Origin of the sequence: Actinopolyspora sp. BKK2 (assembly GCF_011291845.1) — a bacterium.
GTDB lineage: Bacteria > Actinomycetota > Actinomycetes > Mycobacteriales > Pseudonocardiaceae > Actinopolyspora > Actinopolyspora saharensis.
Genome location: NZ_JAANTE010000002.1, coordinates 306,547 through 330,233, shown reverse-complemented (window position 1 = coordinate 330,233; position 23,687 = coordinate 306,547). Strand labels below are relative to the sequence as shown.

At 69.9% G+C, this 23,687-nt stretch carries 22 protein-coding genes; 4 read left to right on the top strand and 18 right to left on the bottom strand.

What is annotated here, in order from left to right; all coding sequences use genetic code 11:
- Positions 1 to 250: 250 nt before the first annotated feature.
- Complete coding sequence (locus G9Q41_RS05335; RefSeq protein ID WP_092525726.1) at positions 251 to 502, bottom strand: glutaredoxin family protein; 252 nt, start codon at positions 500 to 502, stop codon at positions 251 to 253.
- 298 nt (positions 503 to 800) lie between these two features.
- Between G9Q41_RS05335 and G9Q41_RS05330 the strand changes: the two genes are divergently transcribed.
- Positions 801 to 1,547, top strand: coding sequence for a sigma-70 family RNA polymerase sigma factor (locus G9Q41_RS05330; RefSeq protein WP_175455139.1), 747 nt, complete (start codon positions 801 to 803; stop codon positions 1,545 to 1,547).
- A 265-nt stretch (positions 1,548 to 1,812) separates the two neighbouring features.
- Complete coding sequence (locus G9Q41_RS05325; protein WP_092525724.1) at positions 1,813 to 2,766, top strand: HAD-IB family hydrolase; 954 nt, start codon at positions 1,813 to 1,815, stop codon at positions 2,764 to 2,766.
- 201 nt (positions 2,767 to 2,967) lie between these two features.
- Here G9Q41_RS05325 and G9Q41_RS05320 read toward each other — a convergent pair whose 3' ends face one another.
- The 12 genes from G9Q41_RS05320 to G9Q41_RS05265 form a co-directional block, all read right to left on the bottom strand.
- Positions 2,968 to 3,933 (bottom strand): lysophospholipid acyltransferase family protein, encoded by a 966-nt coding sequence (locus tag G9Q41_RS05320; protein WP_092525722.1) that lies wholly within the window; start codon positions 3,931 to 3,933, stop codon positions 2,968 to 2,970.
- A gap of 103 nt (positions 3,934 to 4,036) precedes the next feature.
- On the bottom strand, positions 4,037 to 5,071 hold the full coding sequence (locus tag G9Q41_RS05315) for an NAD-dependent epimerase/dehydratase family protein (RefSeq protein WP_165631919.1): 1,035 nt from the start codon (positions 5,069 to 5,071) through the stop codon (positions 4,037 to 4,039).
- 252 nt (positions 5,072 to 5,323) lie between these two features.
- Positions 5,324 to 6,157 (bottom strand): pyrroline-5-carboxylate reductase, encoded by an 834-nt coding sequence (proC, locus tag G9Q41_RS05310; protein ID WP_092527926.1) that lies wholly within the window; start codon positions 6,155 to 6,157, stop codon positions 5,324 to 5,326.
- Positions 6,158 to 6,336: 179 nt separating this feature from the next.
- Entirely contained in the window at positions 6,337 to 7,200 is an 864-nt protein-coding gene (locus tag G9Q41_RS05305; RefSeq protein ID WP_092525718.1) for a sugar phosphate isomerase/epimerase family protein, read from the bottom strand.
- A gap of 168 nt (positions 7,201 to 7,368) precedes the next feature.
- Entirely contained in the window at positions 7,369 to 8,982 is a 1,614-nt protein-coding gene (locus G9Q41_RS05300; protein WP_165631920.1) for a hypothetical protein, read from the bottom strand.
- Positions 8,983 to 9,042: 60 nt separating this feature from the next.
- The gene (locus tag G9Q41_RS05295) at positions 9,043 to 10,032 is read right to left on the bottom strand and encodes a Ppx/GppA phosphatase family protein (protein ID WP_165631921.1); all 990 of its coding nucleotides are present in this window, start codon (positions 10,030 to 10,032) and stop codon (positions 9,043 to 9,045) included.
- Positions 10,033 to 10,083: 51 nt separating this feature from the next.
- The gene (locus tag G9Q41_RS05290) at positions 10,084 to 10,773 is read right to left on the bottom strand and encodes a response regulator transcription factor (RefSeq protein ID WP_165631922.1); all 690 of its coding nucleotides are present in this window, start codon (positions 10,771 to 10,773) and stop codon (positions 10,084 to 10,086) included.
- The gene (locus tag G9Q41_RS05285) at positions 10,770 to 12,014 is read right to left on the bottom strand and encodes an ATP-binding protein (RefSeq protein WP_347567464.1); all 1,245 of its coding nucleotides are present in this window, start codon (positions 12,012 to 12,014) and stop codon (positions 10,770 to 10,772) included. Before G9Q41_RS05285 ends, G9Q41_RS05290 begins: the two co-directional genes overlap by 4 nt.
- A gap of 232 nt (positions 12,015 to 12,246) precedes the next feature.
- Positions 12,247 to 12,993, bottom strand: coding sequence for a phosphoglyceromutase (locus tag G9Q41_RS05280; RefSeq protein ID WP_092525708.1), 747 nt, complete (start codon positions 12,991 to 12,993; stop codon positions 12,247 to 12,249).
- Positions 12,994 to 14,220: 1,227 nt separating this feature from the next.
- Positions 14,221 to 14,754 (bottom strand): YbjN domain-containing protein, encoded by a 534-nt coding sequence (locus G9Q41_RS05275; protein ID WP_165631923.1) that lies wholly within the window; start codon positions 14,752 to 14,754, stop codon positions 14,221 to 14,223.
- A gap of 136 nt (positions 14,755 to 14,890) precedes the next feature.
- Entirely contained in the window at positions 14,891 to 16,186 is a 1,296-nt protein-coding gene (gene mshA, locus G9Q41_RS05270; protein ID WP_165631924.1) for a D-inositol-3-phosphate glycosyltransferase, read from the bottom strand.
- 305 nt (positions 16,187 to 16,491) lie between these two features.
- The gene (locus tag G9Q41_RS05265; RefSeq protein WP_165631925.1) at positions 16,492 to 17,661 is read right to left on the bottom strand and encodes an Ig-like domain-containing protein; all 1,170 of its coding nucleotides are present in this window, start codon (positions 17,659 to 17,661) and stop codon (positions 16,492 to 16,494) included.
- 226 nt (positions 17,662 to 17,887) lie between these two features.
- Between G9Q41_RS05265 and G9Q41_RS05260 the strand changes: the two genes are divergently transcribed.
- Positions 17,888 to 18,607, top strand: coding sequence for an SDR family oxidoreductase (locus G9Q41_RS05260; protein WP_165632116.1), 720 nt, complete (start codon positions 17,888 to 17,890; stop codon positions 18,605 to 18,607).
- Between the two features lie 367 nt (positions 18,608 to 18,974).
- Here the strand turns inward: G9Q41_RS05260 and G9Q41_RS05255 are convergent, their stop codons facing one another.
- Both G9Q41_RS05255 and G9Q41_RS05250 read right to left on the bottom strand, forming a co-directional pair.
- Positions 18,975 to 19,997: a hypothetical protein gene (locus tag G9Q41_RS05255; protein ID WP_165631926.1), complete on the bottom strand. Its 1,023-nt coding sequence runs from the start codon at positions 19,995 to 19,997 to the stop codon at positions 18,975 to 18,977.
- 78 nt (positions 19,998 to 20,075) lie between these two features.
- Complete coding sequence (locus tag G9Q41_RS05250; protein WP_207630671.1) at positions 20,076 to 21,203, bottom strand: UDP-N-acetylmuramate dehydrogenase; 1,128 nt, start codon at positions 21,201 to 21,203, stop codon at positions 20,076 to 20,078.
- Positions 21,204 to 21,243: 40 nt separating this feature from the next.
- Between G9Q41_RS05250 and G9Q41_RS05245 the strand changes: the two genes are divergently transcribed.
- A complete protein-coding gene (locus tag G9Q41_RS05245) occupies positions 21,244 to 21,837 on the top strand; it encodes a DUF2505 domain-containing protein (RefSeq protein WP_207630561.1) in 594 nt (197 codons plus the stop codon).
- A 114-nt stretch (positions 21,838 to 21,951) separates the two neighbouring features.
- On the opposite strand, the gene G9Q41_RS05240 is transcribed toward G9Q41_RS05245, so the two are convergent.
- The 3 genes from G9Q41_RS05240 to G9Q41_RS05230 all read right to left on the bottom strand — a co-directional run bounded on the left by G9Q41_RS05240 (position 21,952) and on the right by G9Q41_RS05230 (position 23,682).
- Complete coding sequence (locus G9Q41_RS05240; protein ID WP_165631929.1) at positions 21,952 to 22,509, bottom strand: YbaK/EbsC family protein; 558 nt, start codon at positions 22,507 to 22,509, stop codon at positions 21,952 to 21,954.
- An 88-nt stretch (positions 22,510 to 22,597) separates the two neighbouring features.
- Complete coding sequence (locus G9Q41_RS05235) at positions 22,598 to 23,395, bottom strand: alpha/beta hydrolase (RefSeq protein WP_347567465.1); 798 nt, start codon at positions 23,393 to 23,395, stop codon at positions 22,598 to 22,600.
- Positions 23,395 to 23,682 carry a DUF2516 family protein gene (locus G9Q41_RS05230; protein WP_092525692.1) on the bottom strand — a complete coding sequence of 96 codons (288 nt, stop codon included), beginning with the start codon at positions 23,680 to 23,682 and terminating at the stop codon, positions 23,395 to 23,397. The genes G9Q41_RS05235 and G9Q41_RS05230 overlap by 1 nt, the downstream gene beginning before the upstream one ends.
- Between the last annotated feature and the right edge of the window lie 5 nt (positions 23,683 to 23,687).

The window sequence follows — 23,687 nt, the reverse complement described above, 5'->3', positions numbered from 1 at the left end:
CACGACACCGCCCACCGTAGCTATTTGTGAACACATGCACAAAGTTGGAAGGCCCCGTCGTAACGAGACCCACACCCACTCGAGGCATCATCCCCGAAAGCCCCCCGACGTGCCAAAACGAGTGGCATGCGGCCTACGCGGGCTTCCGTTGCCGAAAGATACCCCCACCGGGGGAGCACTCTCCCCACCGGGCGAGCGAGGCGGAGCGCGGTGACCGAACTCGCGGAACCCGCTCCGTGACCGTCCGGGTTCAGCGCGTCAACGCCGACCGCAACCGCTGCGGCTCCACCTTCCAGAAACCGTGCTCGGCTCCGTCGACGAGAATCACCGGAACCCGGTCACCGAACTCCGCCCGCAGTTCGGCGTCGGCGTCGACGTCGGACACCTCCCACGGCACGCCGAGCTCGGAGCACACCTCGGCGAGCTCCGTCTCGGCGGTGTCGCAGGCGGGACAGTTCTGCCGCACGAGCAGCGTCACCTCGTGCTCGACCGTGCCGGACACACCGCATCACCCCGTTTCGACCGCGACTTCGGCTGCCGCCCGACGATTGTCCAACAGACCCCCGGCGGGCGCGCACCGCCGCTCCGCCCGCACGGGAACGGCGCACCGAGCGTGTCCGGAATCACCGACCACGCGCTTGCGCGCGCCCCCGGGCGGCGAAGTCGCACCGCGGAAATCGACCTCAATTCGAAGGCCTCAGACACTACCTACCGGGCAGTAGCAAGACGTATGCTGCCGATCCTGAAAACCGATCCCCGACGAGGCTCGCACGATCAACCGAAGACTCCAGGGACCAGACATGCTTCAGGCCACGGTTCAGCACCAACCGACGCCGCGCCGTCCCCCGGCCCTCCCCGAAGTGGCTCAACAGCCGCACCCCGACGACTCGGGAGGCGGCACCCGGCAGCTCAGCACGGCGCTGCGGGAACCGACGGGCACCGAGGAACCGACCGGGAGCACGGCCGCACCTGCCCCGCCGGAGCAGTCCGGCACGGGCGGCTGGAACCACGTCCACGCCGCGCAGAACGGTGACGACCAGGCGTTCGGCATGCTCTACGACCAGTACTCGCACCTGGTCTACCGCTACGTGCTGCTCCGCGTCAGCGACCACTGCCTGGCCGAGGACATCACGAGCGAGACCTTCGCCCGCGCGCTGCGGCGCATCGCCTCGGTGAGCTACCAGGGCCGCGACGTGGCCGCCTGGTTCATCACGATCGCGAAGAACCTCCTGCTCGACCACATCAAGTCCAGCCGCAACAGGCTGGAGGTCCCGCTGGCCGATCCCGGCGAGGCCAACAGGAACGGGGGCCCGCACCACAACGGTCCCGAGCAGCAGGTGCTGGCCGAGGCCGCCCACGCGGAGCTGCTGGACTGCGTCCGCAGACTCAACTCCGACCAGCGCGAGTGCATCAGGCTGCGGTTCCTCCAGGGGCTGTCCGTCACCGAGACGGCCGAGCGCATGCAGCGCAACGAAGGTGCCGTGAAGGCACTGCAGCACCGGGCCATCCGCAGACTCGCCCAACTGCTGCCCGACGACCCGCGCTGATGCGCGCACCGGAGCAGGAACCGGGCCGGAAGGGCCGCCCGAGCATCCCCGCACCGGGGACACCCCGCCACCACAGCTCCGGACACACGTGTCCCACCCCACGGTGGAATACTGCCGCCCCCGACTGGGTCAATACCCGAAACGGACAATACCTCTAAGCTAGGAATGCCGGCGGTAGGCGCAGCACCCACCGATGAACAGCCAGACCGCCCGCAGGCCCACAGCAACACGCAACAGACTCCGGAGGACACCGGGAGGCGCGGCGGTGCCGACATGGCCAGGCTCAGCCGAGAGAACCAACGACGGGGATCAGCACGGCAACACGTCCGAAACGAACCAACGGACGCAGGAAGAATCCCTGGACAGCGCCAAACTGGCCGGGCAGGCCTCCGCCGAAGCAGCGGTCACCGCAGCCCCGGACGGGGGCGACGCGACGGCACCGCGCGACCTGACGGCCGCCGCCTTCTTCGACGTGGACAACACGATGATGATGGGGGCCTCGCTCTTCCACTTCGCCCGCGGGCTCGCCGCCAGGAAGTTCTTCAAGGCGGCCGACCTGATCGGGTTCGCCTGGCAGCAGGTGAAGTTCCGCGTGGCCGGGACCGAGAACGCCCAGGACCTGCAGAGCAGCAGGGAGCAGGCGCTGTCCTTCGTGGCCGGGCGTGACGTGTCCGACCTCGTCGGGCTGAGCGAGGAGATCTACGACGAGCTCATGGCCGACCGGATCTGGGCGGGTACGCGCGCGCTGGCCCAGATGCACCTCGACGCGGGGCAGCGCGTGTGGCTGGTCACGGCCACCCCGGTGGAGCTGGCCCAGATAATGGCGCGGCGGCTCGGGCTCACCGGGGCGCTCGGAACGGTCGCCGAGCACTCCAGGGGCATCTACACGGGCAGACTCGTGGGTGAGATGTTGCACGGGCGGGCCAAGGCGCACGCCGTCCGCGCGCTGGCTGCCAGCGAAGGGCTGGACCTGCGCCGCTGCACCGCCTACTCGGACTCGGCCAACGACGTGCCGATGTTGTCGGTCGTCGGGAAGGCCGTCGCGGTCAACCCCGATCAACGGCTGCGCGAGACGGCGCGCTCGCGCGGCTGGGAGATCCGCGACTTCCGGACCGGCCGCAAGGCCGCGCGCATCGGGGTGCACTCCGCGCTGGGAGCAGGAGCGCTGGCCGGGGCGCTGGCGGCGGGGCTGGCCTACCGGCGCAGGGACCGCTCCTGAGCCCGCCCCGGGCGAGAAGGCTCCAGCGCCGCGCAACCGCCCACGAGCCCGAGCAACCGACACCACCGCGCAACCACCCGCGCACACTGATCCCCGGAAAGCCCGGACCGGAACTCCCGACCGGAGGGCACCGCCCGACGCGAGTGCTTTGAGCCTGCGCCACCCGCACCACCACGCAGCCGGAGCCGCCGAAGCGTCACCTCAGCCGAAGAAGACGCTGCTGCGCTGCGCCAACAACCGGTAGATCGTCTCCTGGACGTTCTCCCGCACCTGGTCGCTCAGGTCGAACACGACCATCGGGTCATCGGCCGCCTCGGCCCCGTACTCGGCGGTTTCGATGGGCTCGCCGAACTCGATGTACCACTTGGTGGGCAGCGGCACCGCACCGAGCGCGCCGAGCTGCGGGAAAAACGGTGTGACGGGGAAGTAGGGCATCCCGAGCAAGCGCGCCAGCGGGCGGATGTCGCCGATCTTGGGGTGGATCTCCTCCGCCCCGACGATGGAGCAGGGCACTATGGGAACCCCGCGTCGCATGGCCGCCGAGACGAAACCACCGCGCCCGAAACGCTGCAGCTTGTAGCGGTCCCGGAAGGGCTTGCCGATCCCCTTGAACCCCTCGGGCCACACCCCGACCAGTTCCCCGGCGCGCAGCAGGCGCTCCGCGTCCTCGTTGCACGCGAGGGTCTGCCCCGTCCGCCTGGCCAGGGAACCGATCAGCGGGGCGGCGAAGACCAGGTCGGCGCCGAGCATCCGCAGGTGCCTGCCCGCGGGGTGCCGGTCGCGCAGCGCGACCGTGGTCATCAGCGCGTCCCACGGCAACGTGCCCGAGTGGTTGGCCACAACGAGGGCTCCCGAGTCGCTGGGCACGTTGTCCAGGCCGATGGCCTCCACCCGGAACCAGTTCTCGTAGACGGCCCGCAGCGCGGGCAGGACGAGCCTGTCGGTGAGTTCCCTGTCGAAGCCGAACTCGTCCACCCCGTACTCGCCGAGCAGGCGCCGCCGGACGAAGGCGAGCGCGTCGACGAGGGACTCCTGCCAGTCGGCGTGGCCCTCCTCCTGCTCCTCCCGCGTCCGGGAGGAACCGGGGACGCCCTCCGCGCCGTCCTGCCCGCCCGTTCGAGGCTCCTCCCCGTCCGGGTAGAGCGGGATCACTCTCGCGTTCGCCATCGCTGCTCCCTCACAGAACTCGCTCGGACAGTCGGGGCCCCGACCGCGCACCGGCCGGTGGGCGGTCCACGCCCCCGGCGAGCGGCCACGCGCACCGCAGCTCCTATCGGCCCGCTCGGGAGATCACCCTGCCGAGCCCGCGTTCGGCCTCCCTGATCCGCTCGGGGGAGACCAGCGGACGCAGGTCCCTGCCGCGCACGAAGTCGTCGAAGGCCTGTTGAGTGGTCCACCTCGGAACGAATCCGAACCGCTCGCGCAGCTTCGTCGTGTCCACCACGCGCCCGAAGTTCAGCAACTCCAGCTGTTCGGTGGAGATCCCGGACAGGTTCGTCCCGCGCAGGAAACCGGTCAGCGGCGGGACCGCCACCCCGGGTACCGGGCTCGGCACCCTGCCCGCTCTTCTGATCGCCTGGCCGAGCATGAGCACCCCGTCCCCGCTCACGTTGAACACCCCGGGGTGCTCCTCCAGGGTGGCTCGTTGCAGCGCGGTCAGGGCGTCCTCCGTGTGCAGCAGCTGCAACCGGGCGTCCCGACCGAGGATCGTCGGCACGAGGGGGAGGGAGAAGTACCTGGTCAGGGCGGAGTCGATGCGCGGTCCGATCAGGTCGGTGAAGCGCAGGACCGTTATGTCCATGTCGGGACGGCGCCGCCCGAGCCCGCGCGCGTAGCCCTCCACCTCGACGGCGTCCTTCGCGCACCCGGAGGAGGGCAAATCCCTGGGAGCCGTGTCCTCGGTGAACACCGCGGGGTCGCGCGGGCTGGCCCCGTAGACCGCGCTGGTCGACTTCAGCACCAGTTTCCGCACCCGCGGGGAGCTCTGGCAGGCGGCCATCAGCCGCATGGTGCCGAGAACGCTCATCTCCCTGTGCGCAGTGCGGGCCGTCGGCAGACCGTCCGAACCGGTCGAGGCCTGCACGACCGTGTCCACTCGCGCCTCGGAAACGATCTTGGCGATCAGCGGGTGCCTGATGTCGGCGCGCACGAACTCCGCGCCGCCCATCCTGCGCGACAGCTCCGGGGACGGGGGGACGACGTCCACTCCGAGCACTCTGCCCACTCCGGGGGACTCGGCCAGCCTTCCGGCCAGGTGCGCACCGATGAAACGGCTGACCCCCGTGACGAGCACGACATCCGGCACCGCCGGCCTCCTGGAAGCGTTCGACCGTCGTTCCGGGCCGGAGGGGCGCCGCGCGGGGGCTCCGCGGTCCGGTCCCGCCCGCGGCCCCGGCCCTGCGGCAATCGTAACCCCGAAAGCGTTAACGGAGTGTGTTCAGCGCGTTGTGAAACGCAGCGCCCCGACTCGCCGACGCGGGGTCGACCGACACCTGGGGGCGGGAACTTCCCCGCCCGCGTCGTCGAGCGAACCGGGCCTGCGATCACGCGGGGGAGCTCAGTCCTCGTCCCCCTCGGAGGGATCCGCCCGGTGCTTGGCGCCCAGCTCCACGGAGCGGGAGTGGGCGGCCTCGATCGCGTCGATCAACGCGGCGCGGACTCCGTGCTTCTCCAGCTCGCGAACTCCCGAGATCGTCGTTCCGCCCGGCGAGGTGACCCCCTCGCGCATGATCACGGGGTGCCCTTCGCCCTCCCGGAGCATGGCGGCCGAGCCCACAGCGGACTGCACGACCAGCTCGCCGGCCACCGCCCGCGGCAGGCCGAGCAGGATCCCCGCGTCGATCATCGCCTCGACCAGGTAGAAGAAGTAGGCCGGTCCGGATCCGGACAGCGCGGTGACCGCGTCCTGCTGGTTCTCCGGAATGCGCACCACGCGCCCCACGCTGCCCAGCATCTCCTCCACGGTCTCGAGGTGCGCTTCGGTGGCGTGCGTACCGGCCGAGACCGCGCTCATCGCCTCCCCGACCAGCATCGGCGTGTTCGGCATGACGCGCACCACCGGGGTCCCCGCGGCGAAGCGCCGCTCGAAGAGCTCGGTCGGCAGTCCGGCGCACAGCGTCACGACCAGCTTCTCCGGGGTGACCAGCGGGGAGATCAGCTCGAGCAGCGGATCGATGTCCTGCGGCTTGACCGAGACGACCAGCACGTCGGCCTGCTCAACGGCCTCGGCGACGTCCGCATTGCGGACGCCGTAGCGCTCGGTCAGCTCCTCCGCGCGCTGCTGGTAGCGCTCGGTGAACAACAGCTTCTCCGTCGCGTGTCCGGCGTTGATCAGACCGGACAGCAACGACTCCCCGATCTTTCCTGCCCCGAGTACGGCGATCGTCGACATGGGATCAGGGTGCCAGAGCGGAACCTCCCCGGAACTCGCGGTCCCGTCCACGAACTGGGACGAGCTCCCCGCACGACCGGCCCGCCCGCGGGAGGCCCTCCGGACGGATCGTCGGTCGAGCGGGCCCCGCTCGGAATCGCCGGGCACCGAGCCCACGACCCCCGAGCGACACGTCCCGCTCAGACGCGCAGCGGCTCCAGGTGCAGCCTGGCGAACAGCAGGGCCTCGGCCAGCTGCGCCGCACGCTGGTCGGCGGTCTTGGCCTTCCGCGTGTTGACCTCGACGACCACCGCTCCCGTGTAGCCGCCCGATCCCAGGGTCGTGCACACCTCCGCGCAGGGCTGGGTGCCGTGCCCCGGGAGCAGGTGCTCGTCACGGGGCGCTCCCGTCCCGTCCGTCAGGTGGACGTGCGCCAGCCCGTCCCCCATGCGCCTCATCAGCTCCAGCGGATCGGTCTGGGCCGCGGCCGCGTGCGAGACGTCCAGCGTGTAGTGCCGGAAACCGGTCTCGGTCGGGTCGGGCGAGGGGCGGAACGCCGACAGCCCGGTCGCCCTGTTGCCGCGCAACCTGTCCCAGCTGTTCGGGGGGCGAACGGGGAACATGTTCTCGACCGCGACCCGGATCCCGCTGGTCTCCTCCAGGCTCGCCACCAGCTCGGCGAACCCCTCCGCGTACCTGCGCTGCCAGCGGAACGGCGGATGCACCACGACCGTCGAGGCCCCCAGCTCACTCGCGGCCACCACAGCCCTGCGCAATCGTTCCTCCGGCTCGGAGGACCAAACCCGCTGCGTGATCAGCAGGCACGGGGCGTGCACCGCCAGCACCGGAACTCCGTGCTGCTCGGACAGTCTGCCCAGCGCGGAGACGTCCTGGCTGGTCGCGTCCGCCCACACCATCACCTCGACACCGTCGTACCCCAGGTCGGCGGCCATCTCGAAAGCCGCCCGCACGGGCTGCGGCCATACCGACGCGCTGGAGAGCCCCACCGGCACGGCGGGCCGGTGGGGCTCGGGTGTCGCTACGCCAGGTGTTTCGCGAGTCATGTCCCGCCAAACTCGACTACTGGAACGAACGGGGAACGGCCGGTGCGGCCGCGGGATCGACGGTGCGGCCGGAGCGGTCCGCTCCCGGAACAACCGACCCGGAACGCACCCCGGCGCACCGGAACCGTCCCGAGAACCATCCGTTCGGACGACGCGTGTCGATCACTTTCAGTGTCCCACCAACAGCAAAGCGACCGGCGAGACGGTGCACACCAGACCGACCAGCACCGACAACAGAATGGTCTGCAGATCATCGGTACGCAAGACTTTGCGGGCCCCGAGCACGAGAGCACCGGTGAAAGCCAGCGCCGCGGCGAGGGCGGGCAGCGGGAGCTCGCGCCACAACCAGCGGAATCCCATCCAGACCACTCCCCCCGCCAGCAGTCCGCCCAGGACCTGCCCCACGAGCACCACCCAGTCCATCGCCCGGGAGCGCCCGGAGACCTCCGATTCCGCGGACTCCGCGTGGAGGTCCTCGTCCTCGCTCGCCAGCCCGGCGGGCAGCGAACGCTCCGCGCTCTCGTCGAGGTCGTCCTCGTCGGCGTACTCCGAGCCGTCCGCTCCCCCGAGCTCCGCGGAGGAGGCGGCGCCGTCGATCTCCCCGTAGAAGTCGGCGGCGTCGGCGAACGGGTCCTCCTCCGCTTCCTCGGAGGCGTAGTAGGCGTCCTCGTAGGGGTCCGGGGCCGCCTCGACGACGGAGGGCTCCCGGGCCGGCTGCTCCGCCGGGAGATCCGGGTACTCCAGCAGCGCGGTCCCGTCCCCGTCGGTCACCTCCGGATCGGCGGGCGGAGCGGAAGCAGTGGTGGGAGCCGCCGGCGGAGTGCTCACGGGCGGGAACCGCTCGGTGGACTGCTCGTGCACCCCGGAGGAGGCGACCTCCTGCCGCGGCGGGGAGTCCTCACCACCGGCCACCGGCGCGGCACCGGTGACCTGCGCGCCGGAAGCCGTGCCGTTCGGGGCCGCGGTACCCGCGGGCAGGGCACCACCTCCCGAGCCGGCAGCGGGCAGCGGCGGCTGTTGAGCCGTGACCTCGGTGTCTGTTGCCGCGGCCTCCGGGACGTGCCCGGCCGTCGGTGGCCCGTCCGAGGCCTCACCGGGCCGGAAGCCGTGCTCGGCCGGGGAGGGCTGGCTCTCCTGCTGTTGCGGGGCCGCCCAGGTCCCCTGATTCGCTGCCTGCCGAGCCGTCCGCTCGACTTCCTGGACGGGCTCGCTGCCGGCCTGCTGGTGCTCCTCGGGAGGGGCCTGCTGACCGGCGTCCTCCGGGGAGGCGCTCTCCGCGGGAGCAGCACCCGACCCGCCGGATCCCCGGGAGCGCACCACCGGCGCTTCCCGTCCCCGCACCCACTGCGCGGGACCACTCCCCTCCGGGGTGAACCGGACACCGCTCCCCCCGGACGAGCCCGGCTGGGCCGCGGCCGAGGGCCCCGCCGGCGGCGGGGTCGCGGAGGGTGGCGGGGTCGCGGAGGAACCGGAGACCGACCTCCGGGTGGTCTCCGGAGCGGGCTCGGCGGGCGTCTCCCCGGTCGCCGGTTCCGCCTGCGTCCGCCCGCCGCCCCCCTGAGCCGAGGACTCCGGCTCCTCGTCGCCGGGGTCCTCCACCGGGAGCATGCGTCCGCTGTCCGAGTTGACCCTCTCGATGATCGCCTGGGGAGCCGTTTCGGACGGGTCCTCGGCACGCCTGCGCCTACGGCGTGAGCCGCGCTGCGCGTCACCGCCGTGTTCGGCCAGCAGTTCCGCGACGGTGCGCTGGCTCGGGTCCTTGGACCCACTGTCACGACTCATCGACTCCACCGTGCCCCGTGCTAGATCTCGCGTCCAGTTGACTCCGCGATCGCGCGGCTGTCACCCAGTATCGTCCCCCGCGATTATCGACGGTGCGCTCAGGCCGTCCTCGGGGCCGTCGGCAACGTCGGCCCGGTCCAGCCGCCGCAGGATCACGCCCTCGCGCAGGGCCCACGGGCAGATCTCGACCTCGGACACGTCCAGGGAGCGCAGCACCCCCTCGGCCACCAGTCCTCCGCTGGTGAGCTGATGCGCCCGTGCGCTGCTCACACCGTCCAGCGAGGCCAGGTCGGCCGCGGAGATCCTCGTCACGAAGGCGAGCAGCTGGTTCAACGCCCCGGAGGTGAGGGTCCGGTGCGCGCGCGGCCCCGCGGAGGTGGCGGCAGCACCGCTCAACCTGGCCAGCGAGCGGAAGGTCTTGGAGGTCGCCACGACCTTGTCCGGGCAGTCGAACTCCCGGAAGCGACGAGCCGTCTCGGCCAGCTGGTCGTCGATCCACTCCCGCAGCCGCTCGACCTCGGCACGGCGCGGCGGGTCCTCCGCGGACCAGACACGCGCGACGTGCCCGGCCCCGAGCGGCAAGGAGACCGCCGTGTCCGGCTGTTCGTCGACGCCGAGAGCCATCTCCAGCGAACCTCCCCCGATGTCGAGCACGAGGAGGTTGCCCGCCGACCAGCCGTACCAGCGTCTGGCCGCGAGAAAAGTGAAGCGGGCTTCGTCGACGCCCGAGAGGACCCGCAGCTCGACCCCGGTCCGCTCCCGGACCCGCTCCAGGACCTCAGCGGCGTTGTCCGCGCGGCGGATGGCCGAGGTCGCGAAGCCGACGAGCTCGGAGCACCCGAGCTCCAGCGCCGACTTGCGCGCGGCCTCGACGCTGCTCGTGAGCTCCTCGACGGCGGATGCGGGCAGCGTTCCGGAGGCGTCGATCCGCTCGGACAGCCGCAGCACGGTCTTCTCGGACGTCATCGGTGTGGGATGCGCACCGCGGTACGCATCCACCACCAGCAAGTGAACGGTATTCGACCCCACGTCGAGCACCCCTAGGCGCATAGGGGCCAACCTACCGTCCCGAAGAGCGCCACAAGTGTGTGACGGTGAGATTCACGTCTCGAACTTGTACCCCAGCCCACGCACGGTGAGCAGGTGACGCGGATCCGTGGGGTCCGGTTCCAGCTTGGAGCGCAGCCGCTTGATGTGCACGTCGAGCGTCTTGGTGTCGCCGACGTAGTCGGCTCCCCACACCCGGTCGATCAGCTGCCCCCTCGTCAACACTCGTCCGACGTTGCGCAGCAGGTACTCCAGCAGGTCGAACTCCTTGAGCGGAAGCCCGACCTCCTCACCGGAGACCGTGACCACGTGCCGCTCCACGTCCATGCGCACCGGTCCCGCCTCCAGCGTCTGCCCGCTAGGGGCCGGTTCCTCGACCTCCCCGCCGCGGCGCCGCAGCACCGCCCGCACCCGAGCGGTCAGCTCCCGAGCCGAGTAGGGCTTGGTGACGTAGTCGTCGGCACCCAGCTCCAGACCGACGACCTTGTCGATCTCGGCGTCCCGGGCAGTAACCATGATCACCGGAACGGAGGAGCGCTGCCGGATCTCCTTGCACACGTCCGTTCCGCTCATCCCGGGCAGCATCAGGTCGAGCAGCACGATGTCGGCGCCGTTGCGTTCGAAATCCTCCAGAGCCTCCTGGCCCGTAGTGGCCACGGATGCGGTGAATCCCTCTTTGCGCAGCATGAAAGCCAGTGGGTCGGCGAAGGACTCCTCGTCCTCCACGATCAGCACCCTGGTCACCGGACTCCTCCCGTTTCGACGGTTCGCGTCCCCTCCGCGGTGTGGGTCACGCGGTCTTCTGACTCGTCGCCCGGTTCCTCGCGCCGGACGGACGCGGTTTCGGTGGTTCGGGCCGGTTCACGCCTCGGATGCCGCGGCACCCGCAGCGTGAAGGTGGAACCGGTTCCGGGCTTGCTCCACACCTTGACCTCCCCACCGTGGTTGGCGGCGACGTGCTTGACGATGGCCAACCCGAGACCGGTACCACCGGTGGCCCTGGAGCGAGCTCGATCCACCCGGTAGAAGCGCTCGAACACGCGCTCCTGGTCCGCGGGGTCGATTCCGATGCCCCGGTCGGTAACCGCGATCTCCACGTAGTCCTCGCGGAGTCGTCTGCTGATCGACACCGGGCTCGCGTCCGGTGAGTAGGACACCGCGTTGTTGATCAAGTTGCTCAGCGCGGTGACCAGCAGGGTGCGATCGCCTTCGAGCTGCAGCCCACTGGCCTCGTCGGTGGTGATGTCGATCCCGGCCGACTCCGCGGCCACTCGGCAGCGCCCCAGCGCCTCCTCGACGACGTCGTCGACATCGACGGTGGACAGCTCGGGGAGCGGTTCGGCGCCCTGCAACCTGGAAAGGGCGATCAACTCGGAAACGAGCGTGCCGAGCCGGGTCGACTCGTGCAGGATCTTGTTCGAGAAGCGGCGCACCTCGTCGGGGTCGTCCGCCGCGTCCAGCACCGTCTCGGCCAACAGCGCCAGGGCCCCGACCGGGGTCTTGAGCTCGTGGCTGACGTTGGCCACGAAGTCCCGCCTGGTCTCCTCCAGGCGCACGGACTCCGACTCGTCGGCGGCGTCCACCACGGTGAACCCGTCACCCAGCGGGCGGACGTCGCCGAGCACGGCGGTGGGGGCACGCCCGTGCTGGGCGTCCCGGTTCAACGGGGACAGGTCCACCGAAACCGGCTCTCCCGTGCTCAGCGCCCGGTCGGAGGCCTCGCGTGCCCGGGAGTCGGGACGGCTGTCGCGCACGAAGCCGAGTTCGTCGGCTCGGGGGTTGTGCACCACCACGTCGCCGAAGCTGTTCAGCACGACGATTCCGTTGTCACTGGTGTGCACCAGACGCTGCAGCAGCTCCGCGACTGTCGGCCCCTTCGCACGTGTGCGCTCGGATCGTCCACGGCTCACGGCGAGTCGGTGCCCCGCCACCAAGCCCAACGCCAGCACGCCGATCAACAGGGCGCTATAGCCCAATGCGGTCACACCAGCATCGTAAGCAAGTCAGGGCAGGGCTCGGCCAGAGTATGAGGCCATTCAGTGATACCTCTGACACCCCGCAGGGGGTTTTTCACCCTGGATTCACCCGAAAGAGAACACCCGTTCAGGAGGTGGACGTCCTCGAGTCGGATGGGCCGCTCGGACGGGCCGCGGACCGAGCGCCGCCGCCCCTCGGTTCTCGGTGCCGGGGACGACGGCGCTTCGCCTCCCGTTCGGGTCAGCGTCCCTGACTAGCCACCGAGGCAGCGGCCTCGGCCGCCGCGTCCGGATCGAGGTAGGTGCCCCCCGGGTTCTCCGGGTTCAGCTGCTCGTCCAGGTCGTAGCGCAGCGGAATGCCGGTCGGGATGTTGAGCGCGGCTATGTCCTGGTCGGAGACCCCGTCCAGGTGCTTGACCAGCGCGCGCAGCGAGTTGCCGTGCGCGGCCACGAGCACCGTCCTGCCCGCGCGCAGGTCCGGGACGACCGCGGACTCCCAGTAGGGCAGCAACCGGGTGACGACGTCCTTGAGGCACTCGGTGCGCGGCATCGCGGACCCCAGGTCCGCGTAGCGCGGGTCCCCCTCCTGGGTGTACGGGTCGCTCGGGTCGATCTCCGGGGGAGGAGTGTCGAACGAACGGCGCCAGAGCATGAACTGCTCCTCGCCGTACGTCTCCAGGGTCTGCTTCTTGTCCTTGCCCTGTAGAGCACCGTAGTGGCGTTCGTTGAGCCTCCAGTCCCTGCGGACGGGGATCCAGTGCCGCTCGGCGACGTCCAGGGCCGTGTTCGCGGTGCTGATCGCCCGGCGCAGCAGGGAGGTGTGCACCACATCGGGCAACAGCTCCGACTCGGCGAGCAGCTCACCGCCACGACGTGCTTCGGCCTCCCCGTCCTCCGACAGGGGGACGTCCACCCATCCGGTGAACAGATTCCGCGCGTTCCAGGTGCTCTCGCCGTGGCGCAGCAGTACAAGGGTCCCGACAGTCATGCCGCCAGGTTAGCGCCCACGACGAGGTGGACACGCGACGCACGGGTGGGGTGATTCACCCGCCCCGCGAGCAGTGCCGGCAGATCAGGGGTACCGGATCCGCGGCCGACCAGGCGAAACCTCGCGTCGAAAGCGAACGAAGCCGGGACTGATTCACTTCTCGGGCGGCTTTCGCGCCGTCCGGGACACCTCCCGGTGATCACGGACGACATTCCACGATCACCTTTCCCGGGGGTGGCAAACCCCTCCACCACAGGTGAAATCAGACTGTTATTTATCTGCCGCTTTCCCGATCCTCCATTTGTGTCACTAATCACATATTCGGGTGAAATAGGGACACAGGGACTTCACAACGTTACTTTCTAATTCAAACTTCACTCGATTGGAGCAGGGCACTGGCCTTGTGGTCATTGCTCAACTCTGCGAAGTTTGGCAGCGCTCTGACGAGATCGGCTCCCACGCACTCCCCGATCCCGTCGGAGTCGTGTACGGTCCGCTCCCCCCGTCGGACCGTGCCTGCCGGGCCAGGGTCTCCCCGCCTACTGCGCCCGGCACAGCGGAACCCCCGCGCGGGGCGGCTCGAGCTCGTGACTCCCCCTCTCTCCCGAGCCGTCCCGCGCCGGGTCCGGCAAGGCCCCGCGAGCTTCGAAAGGCCCCACTGGCGCGTCGCCGAGCGGAGCACCGCCTCGAACCCCGGTTACCACCAACCGGCTCGCGCTCAAACGTACCGGCGAAACGCTGGTCCCGCCGCCCGAAATCGACCTCCCGGCAGCGACACCCCGCCGCGCCCCGAGCAACCGCCGGAGAGCTCCGGACAGGAACTCCCGACCAAGGGGTCCGCTCCAACGAAAGCGCTTACGAGCCTGAGCAGTCGGCACCACTGCCGGTTCTCGTGCCGTATGAGGGGAACGTTTCGCGCGAAACTGCGCAGCCCGAGGAGCAGAGGAGTGTCTACCCGATGCCGGGCATCCGCAGCCAAGCGCCGCGAGCGATTCCGCCCGGAACCAGCTACGACAAGCCGGTCCCCGAAAAGCCTGTCACCCCAACGCGAGCGCTTCGAGCCTGACCCGTCGGCACCGCCGCGGGTTCTCTCGTGGTGCTCTCGCGAGGAAGGCCCGACGTTGTGTAGGCCGCTACCCGATGTCGGGCCTCCCGGAGCGAGAGCCCGCGAGAGGTTCCGCCACCCGCACCGCCACGCAGAGCGAGCCGCCGCACCCTCCCCGCAAATTACGACTCGGAGTCGGACACCGGGGGGAGCACCCCGTCCCGCTCGACGAGCGAGCTGAACGCGCGCAGATTCGCCAGCGATTCACCGCGTGATTCCCGCCATCCCCACTCGCGACGAATGGCAGTGGCGAAACCGATTCGCAGCAAGGGGTTGAAATCACCGTCCGCGGCTTCCAGCACCTGCCCCAGAACACGATCGAGTTCATCGGCGTTAACCGCGTGCAAACCGATTCTTCCGATCAGGTAAAGATCGCCGGTGCTGTCGACGGTGTAGTGCACCCCGTACAACCGCGCGTTGCGCCGCAGCACGTAACGGTAGAACTCCTCGTGCCCCTCGTCGGGCTGCCTGCACACGAACGCTTCCACGATCAACGAGTGCTCGGAGACGATCAACCAGCAATTCGTCTGCAGTTTGTTGGTCCCCGGAAGGGTGACGAAGAACCTTCCGAGCTCGGGGTGCTCGTAATCCAGCTCCCCGTCATCCAGAGTGGCCTCGATCACTTGGTCGAGCGATTCCCGCGCGGCTGAGCTCATTGCTCTCCTCCTCGCTCTCGAGCCGGTGCGACGAGCACCGGGGCGAGCTTGCTTCCTCTGACGGACGAACACAGGACTACCGGTCCTTCGGGAATCGAATCACCAAAGCCCTCCGCGGCCGCGGTCCGCACCGCGCTCAAGCAGTCGCCTCGCCCAACCAGGAGGTGTCCCGGAAGGACTTCCGTGCCCGGACGTAGGTCTCCAGCAGCGACTCCGTGGTGCGCTGCCAGGAGAAACGCGCGGCCTCCTCCGGAGCCGCCGCGCCCAACCTGCTCCGCACCCCGGGATTCCACACCAGCGAAGAGAGCACGTCGGCCCAGTCCCGCGAGGCGTGCCCCTCGACCAACCTGCCCGACACCCCGTCGGAGACGGCCACCGACAACCCGCCCACGGCTGCGGCGACCACGGGAGTTCCACAGGCCTGCGCCTCCAGCGCGACGAGCCCGAAGGACTCGTTGTAGCTGGGGACCGCCACCAGATCACTGGCGCGGTACACGGCCACCAGGTCGTCCCCCCACTGCGGGGGCGAGAAGCGAACCACGTCCGTGATGCCGAGTTCCTCGGCCAACTGCTCCATGGCCTCCGGGCGTTCGGTGCCGTTGCCGGAAGGTCCGCCCACCATCAGCACGCGGAGCACGGGACGCAGCTCGGGGAAACGCCCGAGAAGCTCGGCCACTGAGCGCAACAGCACGTCCGGCCCCTTCAACGGCTGCACCCGCCCCACGAAGGTGAGCACCACCGAGTCGGGGTCCAGCCCCAACCTGTCCCGTGCCGCGCCCTGGTCTCCCGGGGTGAAACGCTCCAGGTCCACCCCCGGCGGGACCACCGCGACATCGGCGGGATCGGCATCGTAACGGGTGACCAGCTCCCGCGCCTCGGTCTCGGTGTTGGCCACGAGGCGGTCGGCATCGGCCACGACCTGCTCCTCGCCCACCACGCGCACGCTCGGCTCGGGCTTGTCGCCCTCGGCCAGGGCCGCGTTCTTCACCTTGGCCAGGGTGTGCGCGGTGTGCACGAGCGGGACACCCCAGCGTTCCCGCGCCAGCCAGCCGACCTGACCGGACAGCCAGTAGTGCGAGTGCACGACGTCGTAGTGGCCGGGCTCCTGACGCGCCTCCACCCGCAACGCCCCCGCGCCGAAAGCGCAGAGCTGCGCGGGGAGGTCGTTCTTGTCCAGCCCCTCGAACGGCCCGGCCACGATGTGGCGCACGGTCACTCCCGGTGCCAGCTCCACGACCGGGGGAATCTCCGAGGAAGTGGCCCGGGTGAAGATCTCGACCTCGGTACCCAGCCGCGCCATTCGCCGTGCCGTCTGCGCGATATAGACGTTCATCCCGCCCGCATCACCGGTTCCCGGCTGTTCCAGCGGCGAGGTGTGCAACGAGAACACGGCGACACGGCGCGGGCGCATCGGAAGTCTGCTGGAATTCATCTACTGCTCATCGCAAGTTCGTCGTGTGCGCCCGAGACCTTCGGGCCCACGCAACCACGACGCCCTACCGCGCGGAAACATTCCGAGAGGCACGCAACAACGGGGCCACCGAGCGGCGCGACGACTCGGACGCGCCCACGCGTATCGACATGACCAGCGAAGACAGCCCGGAACTCACCCCGGGACATCGAAAGGTGATCTAAATCACCAACGAGCGGTCGGGCCGGACCCGCACCGGGTGGAACGCTCCGGGCAGCGTTCCACCCGCGACGACTCTCAGCCGGGAACCGCTCCGAGGCCCACCGTCACAGCGCCGACTTCTCCTGCCACTGCTGCCAGCTCAGCATCCAGTCGTAGACCGCGTACTTCGGAGGCATCTGGGTGCCGGAGCCGGTCACCTCGACCGGGTCCCCGAGCAGCGCGCCCTGGAAGTACTCCTTGGCATCGGCGTTGGTGAGGTTCACACAACCGTGCGAGGTGTTCCTGCTGCCGATGTTGGCCCGGTTGTTCTCGTTCTCGTGAATGAACTCCCCGTGGTTGGAGATCCGCACGGCCCACTTCTTCTCCACGTCGGTGTAGCCGTACTTCGGGTTGTCCATGATCTCGACGGGGTGCTTGGCCATCACGGTGTAGGTGCCCTCGTGGGTGTGCAGGTCCGGGTTGGAGGGCTTGCCGTAGCTGGCCGGGTAGTTCGCGACCTCCTTACCGTTGCGGATCACCCGCATCCGGTGCTTGTCCACCTCGGCCTTGACCACCTGAGAACGGCCGATCTCGAACTCGCTCGTGATGTCGGTCTGGCCGTAACTGCCCCCGCCGTAGTCGATCCCGTACAGCGGCGCGTCGACGCTGACCTGGGTGTGCGCGGGCCAGTACTCCTTCGGGCGCCAGTCGACCTGCTTGTCGTTGAGCCACGCCCAAGCCCCTTCGACGGGCCTCGAGGTCTGCACGTCGAGGGCACGCTGCACGGCAGCCTTGTTCTGCACCGGGGAGTCGAACTTGATGCTGATCGGCATCGCGATGCCGACCGTCTTGTTGCCGTACGGATTCACCGTTGCCCGCACCACGTTCTTCGGGGCAACCGTGTGGAAGCTTCCCTCCACCGGAGCGGTGCCTCCCCCGGAGTGAACCACCTTCCCGGACCACTCGTACTCGGTGTCGTAACCGAGCGGCTCGGTGGCCCTCCAGGTGCTCCCGTTCTCGGCGAGTTCGCCCTCGACCTGCTCGCCGTCACCGTTGACCAGCGAAACGTCGCGCAGCTTCCCGTTCTCCGTGGTGACCTCGATCGGGTCCTTCGGATTGACCCCGTCCGCGCCGTTCTTCGGTTCGACGGAAACCGCAGGATCCGAACTACCGCTGTCGTCCTCTTCGGTGCCGCCGGTTCCTCCGTTCGCCCCCGCACACCCGGAGACCAGCAACAACGCCGCCAGCACCGCGATCAGTGCTCCCCCTGGCGAGCGCCTCAGCGAACCGTTCACCCTAGTGGCCACTCCTACCTCAATCCATCGCCCGCGTAAACGCGTTTCACCTCTCTATCCAGAATGACGTCCGGCAAGCACACAGGATGCCCGACAGCCAAGTGTGACGCATCACATCTGGTGGTTCCGTCGGCTACGCCCCTTGATCCCGCGCGACAATCGCGTCGTGAGTACCGAGCCGACAACGACGACAACGGAGAACTCCTCCGGCGAACGGCACCGCGGAGTGGCGGTGGTCACCGGAGCCAGTTCCGGAATCGGCGCGGCCACCGCCCGCGCCCTGGCCTCCGAAGGCTTCCACGTGATCCTCGGTGCCCGCCGGGTCGAGCGACTCCGGGAGCTCGCCGCCGAGACCGGCGGCACCGCCGTGCCCCTGGACGTCACCGACGAGGACTCGGTGAACTCCTTCGTCGAACAGGTGCCCACCTGCCGCGTGCTGGTCAACAACGCGGGCGGGGCCAAGGGGAGCGCCCCGGTCGCGGAATCCAGCGAAGAGGACTGGCGCTGGATGTGGGAGACCAACGTCCTCGGTACGTTCCGACTCACGAAGGCGCTGCTGCCCAAGCTGGTCGACTCCGGCAACGGCCACGTCATCACCGTCACCTCCGTGGCCGCCCTCGAGGTCTACGACAACGGAGCCGGCTACACCTCGGCCAAGCACGCCGAGGCAGCCCTGCACCGCACGCTGCGCGGAGAACACCTGGGAGAGCCGGTCCGCTTCACCGAGGTCTCCCCCGGACTGGTCGAGACCGAGTTCTCCGAGGTCCGCTACGGCGGCGACACCGAACGCGCCGCCGCCGTCTACCGCGGTCTCACCCCGCTGTCCGCCGACGACGTCGCCGACGTGATCTCCTTCGCGGCCACGCGCCCCGAGCACGTCAACCTGGACCAGATCGTGCTCAAGCCGCGGGAGCAGGCCTCGGCCACCCGCACCTACCGTTCTTAACCGATGCACGGCTCGGGTTGCTCGGGTAGTCGCTCAGCGGAACCTCAGTCGGCGCCCGGCTGCGGGTGCCCCGACATCGGGTAGCCACCTACACAACGTCGGGGCCGTCCTCGCCGGGCACTCGACTGAGAACCCGCGGTTGGTCGGGATGCCTAGGCTCAAAGCGCCTACGTTGGGGTGGAACTCTTGGCTGGGAGTTCCGAACCGACCTTCTACACCCGCGGTCGGTCGGGCTGCGCAGGCTCACAGCGCTTGCATCGGGGCGGGGAGTCCTGTGCGAGGTTCGAGCGGCTCGGCTCTCGCAGGTGGTTGCTTAGGCCGTCACGTGAGTCGGCGCCTTGCCGCGTTGGGCCGCCGCTGGGCGAGCTCAGCGCGCGTACTCGTCCCGCGCGCGCAGCCTGCGAAACGTGACGGCCAGCTCCAGATCGAGCTCGGCCAGCACATCCGAGATGGGGCAGGCGTAGCCGACGGTCCCGTCCCGACTACCCGCCACGTGCAGGCCGACCACCCGGCCGTCACCGTTCACCAGCACGGAACCGGCGTCCCCCGCACCGGCGAACGGCTGGTCCTCGGCGGCACTCACCTTGAGCTGCTCCCGCAGCACCCGCACCCCGAGCGCGGCCCCGTGATCCACCCGAACCGTGACGTCGTTGGACGTGACCGTGGCGCAGGTGAGCCCGGTGCCGAATCCGCTCTTGCGCACGAACTCGCCCGGCTCCGCGCTGCCCTGCCCGGTTATCGAGCCGACCCCGGGGATCAGGCAGCAACGGTCCAACGACTCCGAGATCCGCACCGCTGCGGCGTCCACCCGACCGGACAGGGCGGCTCGGGACAGCTCGGCGTACTCCCGTCCGGAGTGCGGGTCCAGCATCGCATCGCCCACCGACCAGGCATCGTCCATGCAGGCCACGTCGAAAGTGGTCAGCCCCATGGTGAGCACCTCGGCCCCGTAGCCGAACACGAGAGTTCCCAGGGTGCCGATCCGCCGACAGTTCCCTTCGACGGCGGTCTCCTCCGGCCCCACTGTGACCGGACGATGCGGAGTTATCCCCACCCCGCCGAAAACGGTGGCGCTCTCCGCCGGGGCCAGCGGAGCCACTGGATCGTCCAGCCTGTAGTGCGCGTGGTGCAGGCTCACCTCTTCTTCCACCACATCGGTGGGTATGCCCAGTATGTTGGACGGGACGCGCTCCGAACCGGCGATCCGCTCCCGCGGTTCCTTGCGGGGCACGGACACGACGATCGCCTGCTGTCCGGTCCCGCACCCGGCGGTCGTCTTCTCTCCGATGTCCACGGCGACCACCGCCGGAATGTCCAGCAGCTGGTCCTCGACCGCGCGCTTGACCGGGCGGATAACCGCTCGATCGCGTACTTCCCTGACGCTAATCATGGCAGCCTCCGCCCACCATTTAACACGCAGGGTTAGGGACTAGTCACGAAGAGTCACACTGATGGTTGTAATTCGTACTCATCGAAGTAGACAGTCCACCAAAACCGGCTCCGGGGCCAGTGACACGCCGAAGGACTCCTGAACCCCCGCACGAACTTCACCCGCGAGGGCGAGCAGATCGGAGGTGCTCGCCGAACCGCGGTTGGTCAGCGCCAGGGTGTGCTTGGTGGACAGACCGACCCGCTCGCCCGGACCGGTGTACCCCTTGGAGAACCCGGCCCGCTCGATCAACCAGGCCGCGGACAACTTCGTGCCCCCCTGCGGGGTGGAGTAGCGGGGAATGCGCTGCTCACCGACCCGTTCCGCGATGACGCGCAACACCTCGGGCAACCACTCGGGCTCCACGATCGGGTTGGTGAAGAACGAACCGGCGCTCCACGTGTCGGGGTCGAGCTCGTCCAGGACCATGCCCTTGGAGCGCCGCAACGCGAGCACGGCCGCACGCACCCGTTCCGCCGGGAGCCGCTCACCGGCATCGACGCCGAGGGCCTCGGCCAGCTCCCCGTAACGAACCGGCTCGGACAGGCCGTCCGCGCGCAGCCGCAGGCGGACGCGCAGCACCACGGCCGAGTCGGTGTGCTTGAGCACGCTGGTGCGGTAGGCCAGCCCGAGCTCAGCCGCCGGAGCGGTGCGAACCTCGCCGGTGACGCGGTCGAGCAGGTCCACCGAGATCAGCCTCTCGGAGATCTCGACCCCGTAGGCCCCCACGTTCTGGACCGGAGTGGCCCCGGTCAGCCCCGGAATCCCCGAGAGGCACTCCAGGCCTCCCAGACCGCGCCGCACGCTGTCGGCCACGACCTCGTCCCAGGTCTCGCCCGCCTCGGCCGTCAGGCACACGGTGTCCTCGGAGAGCCGCTCGTAGTGCAGCCCCGTGGTGGCCACGCGCACCACCAGCCCGGCGAACCCCTCGTCGGAAACGACCAGGTTCGAGCCGCCGCCGAGCACCAGCAGGCGGGTCCCCGAGGCGTCCGCGGCACGCACCCGCTCGACGAGCTCGTCAGCGCTGCCCGCGGTGATCAGTTCCGCCGCGGGGCCACCGAGGCGAAGCGTGGTGTGGCGGGCCAACGAGCGGGCGTCCCCGGCGGGGACGCCGACCGCGGGACCGGAGCGGTCCACGGCGTCGACGGCGGACTCGCCCTCGGGCATCGAACTGGAGGTCACGGTCGTCAACGGTAACCTGCCACGCATGGCACGCCGCATCGAGCACCGCAGCACGTCACACCGTCCTGCGCGGCACATCCACGCGGCGCTGATCGACACCGACTACCTCGGGGCCAGACTCACCGAGCTCGGCGGCGACGTGGCCGAGCTGGTGTCCCACTCCACTTCCGAGGAGGGAGTGCACTTCCGGACCCGCCAGCGGATCCCCGACCGGGACCTGCCCGCGGTGCTGCGGCCCGTCCTGCCCGGCAGCACGGTCCTGGAGCGCAGCGAGACCTGGCGCGAACGGGACACCGAGCACTTCACCGGCGAGGTCGCGGGCATGCTGCGCGGGATCCCCGGTTCCGTGACCGCTTCCCTGTGGCTGAGCGACCTGGAACAGCCTCCCCCCGAGCACGCGGACCACACCGCGGGGCAACCGGAGGCTGGGCAGTCGGATGCTGGGCAACCGGCGGCGGGGCGACTCCCGGCCGTCAGCGAGTTCCTGCTGCAGGGCGAGATCGGGGTGAAACTACCGCTGCTGGCCGACAAACCGGAGGAACTGCTCGAGCGGTGGGTGCGGACCCTGATCGCGCAGGAGTGCGAGTTCACCCATCGGTGGCTGTCCGGAGTCCGCTGACCGGATCACCGCCGGTCGGAGCCGAGCGGAACCTCTCGCGGTCCCGTGGCGAACATCCCTGCTCCGGGAGGAGCGGTGTCGGGCTGAACGACGTCGGGCAGCCGCTCCGGAGCGTCACTCCTGCGCCGTGGCGTCGAGCCCGGCCAGGACTTCGGCGTTGGCCAGCTCGGCGAGCACCTCGCCCGCGACCACGATCTTGCCCGACCGCAGGCCGCTGCCGACCACGACCGCGGGGGAGTTCGCCACGCCCTCGTCCAGCAGCACCGGCCACTCGGAGGGCAGACCGAACGGGGTGATCCCGCCGTAGGCCATGCCGGTCTCGGCCACCGTCTCCTCCTGCGGCGCGAAGGAGGCCTTGCGCACGTCCAGCCTGCGCCGCACCGCGCCGTTGACGTCGACCTTGCCGGTCGCCAGCACCAGGCAGGCCGCCTTGCGCTGCTCACCCGCGCGCTTTCCCGTGGTGACCACGCAGTTGGCAGAGGCTTCCGCGGGCACGCCGTACTGCGCGCAGAAGGCGGCCGTGTCCGCGAAGTCCGGATCGATCTCGGCCACCCCCACCCGTTCCGGTGAGTCCAGCTTCAGCACCGATTCGGCCACGGGATCGGCCAGCAGATCGGGCCGTTCCGGAGCGGGGCGCACGTCGAGACTCGAGGAGATCTCCCACACGGACATGCCGCGAGCATAGCGCGTCCCCGCGGATCGTCCGCGCGGGTCGCGCTCCCGGCGGTCAGTGCTGTTCCCGGCGCGGTTCGGCCGGGCGTCAGGAGTTCAGGAAGTCGCTCAGCACACCGCGCAGCTCCGCCCGGTGCGTCAGCATCGGCGCCGTCGAGTCGAACAGCTCGAGCCTGCCCTCCGGGAGAACCGCTGCGAGCTGCTCGGCCACCTCGGAGTCGTGCAGCGGGTCCGCGGTGGCGCCCACCACGAGGACGGGACGGGGAACGGCGGCCAGCGCCGAGCGATCGGCGAGCGGAGCCCGGTGCGGCAGCTTCTCCAGGGCCGGACCGAGTCGCAGCAGGGTGGCACTGCGCTGCTCGACGTACTCACCGATCCCGGCTCCCTCCGGGAGGCCCCACCCGACGAGCTCGCGCAAGCCTGCTCCGCCGTCGAACTGCGCGGCCCGCACCCCGGCGGAGAGCTGTTCGAACACCTCGGTGACCGCGCCGCCCCTCGGTCGGTCGACGGCCGCGGGAAGCAGCAGGGCCAACCGCTCGAAGCGCCCGGGGTGCTCGGCGACGATCCGGGTCAGCGCGCCCGCGCCCAGCGAGACGCCGACCGCCCGCTCCGCACCGACCAGATCGGCCACTTCCAGCACGTCGGCGGCCACGTTGCCGTAGTCCCAGTAGTCGTCGTCCGGATCGGCAGCCGAACCGTGCCCCGGCAGGGTGAGCACCACTCTCGTGCCACGGATTCCGGAGGCCGGGATGCGGGCCTCGCCCTCCGTGGCTCCGAGACCGTGCGCCACGAGCGTGACCGGAGAACCGCTGCCGTGGACACGCCACCTGGTGCCCGAGGGCAGCACCCGCACGTCCTCCTCGGACGTCTCGCCGCGCCCGCGCACTACCAGGAGCTGCCCTTCTGCACCTCGAGAACCCTGGGCCGCACGTCGACGATGTAGACCAGCGCGGCGACGAGACCGGCGATCCAGAAGATGGTCATGGGACCACCGCGCATCAGGATCAGGATCAGAGCTCCCGCACCGGTTATCCCGAGCCAGACGGGTTTGGACATCTTGTCCGCCGCCGTGAACGCGTCGGCCCGCTGCATCGCGGCGTGCCCGAAGGCGTACACCCCGAGCGGTATGCCCGCCATCCACAGAGCGGTAACGATCACCTGAGCGAGTAGCACGGCAA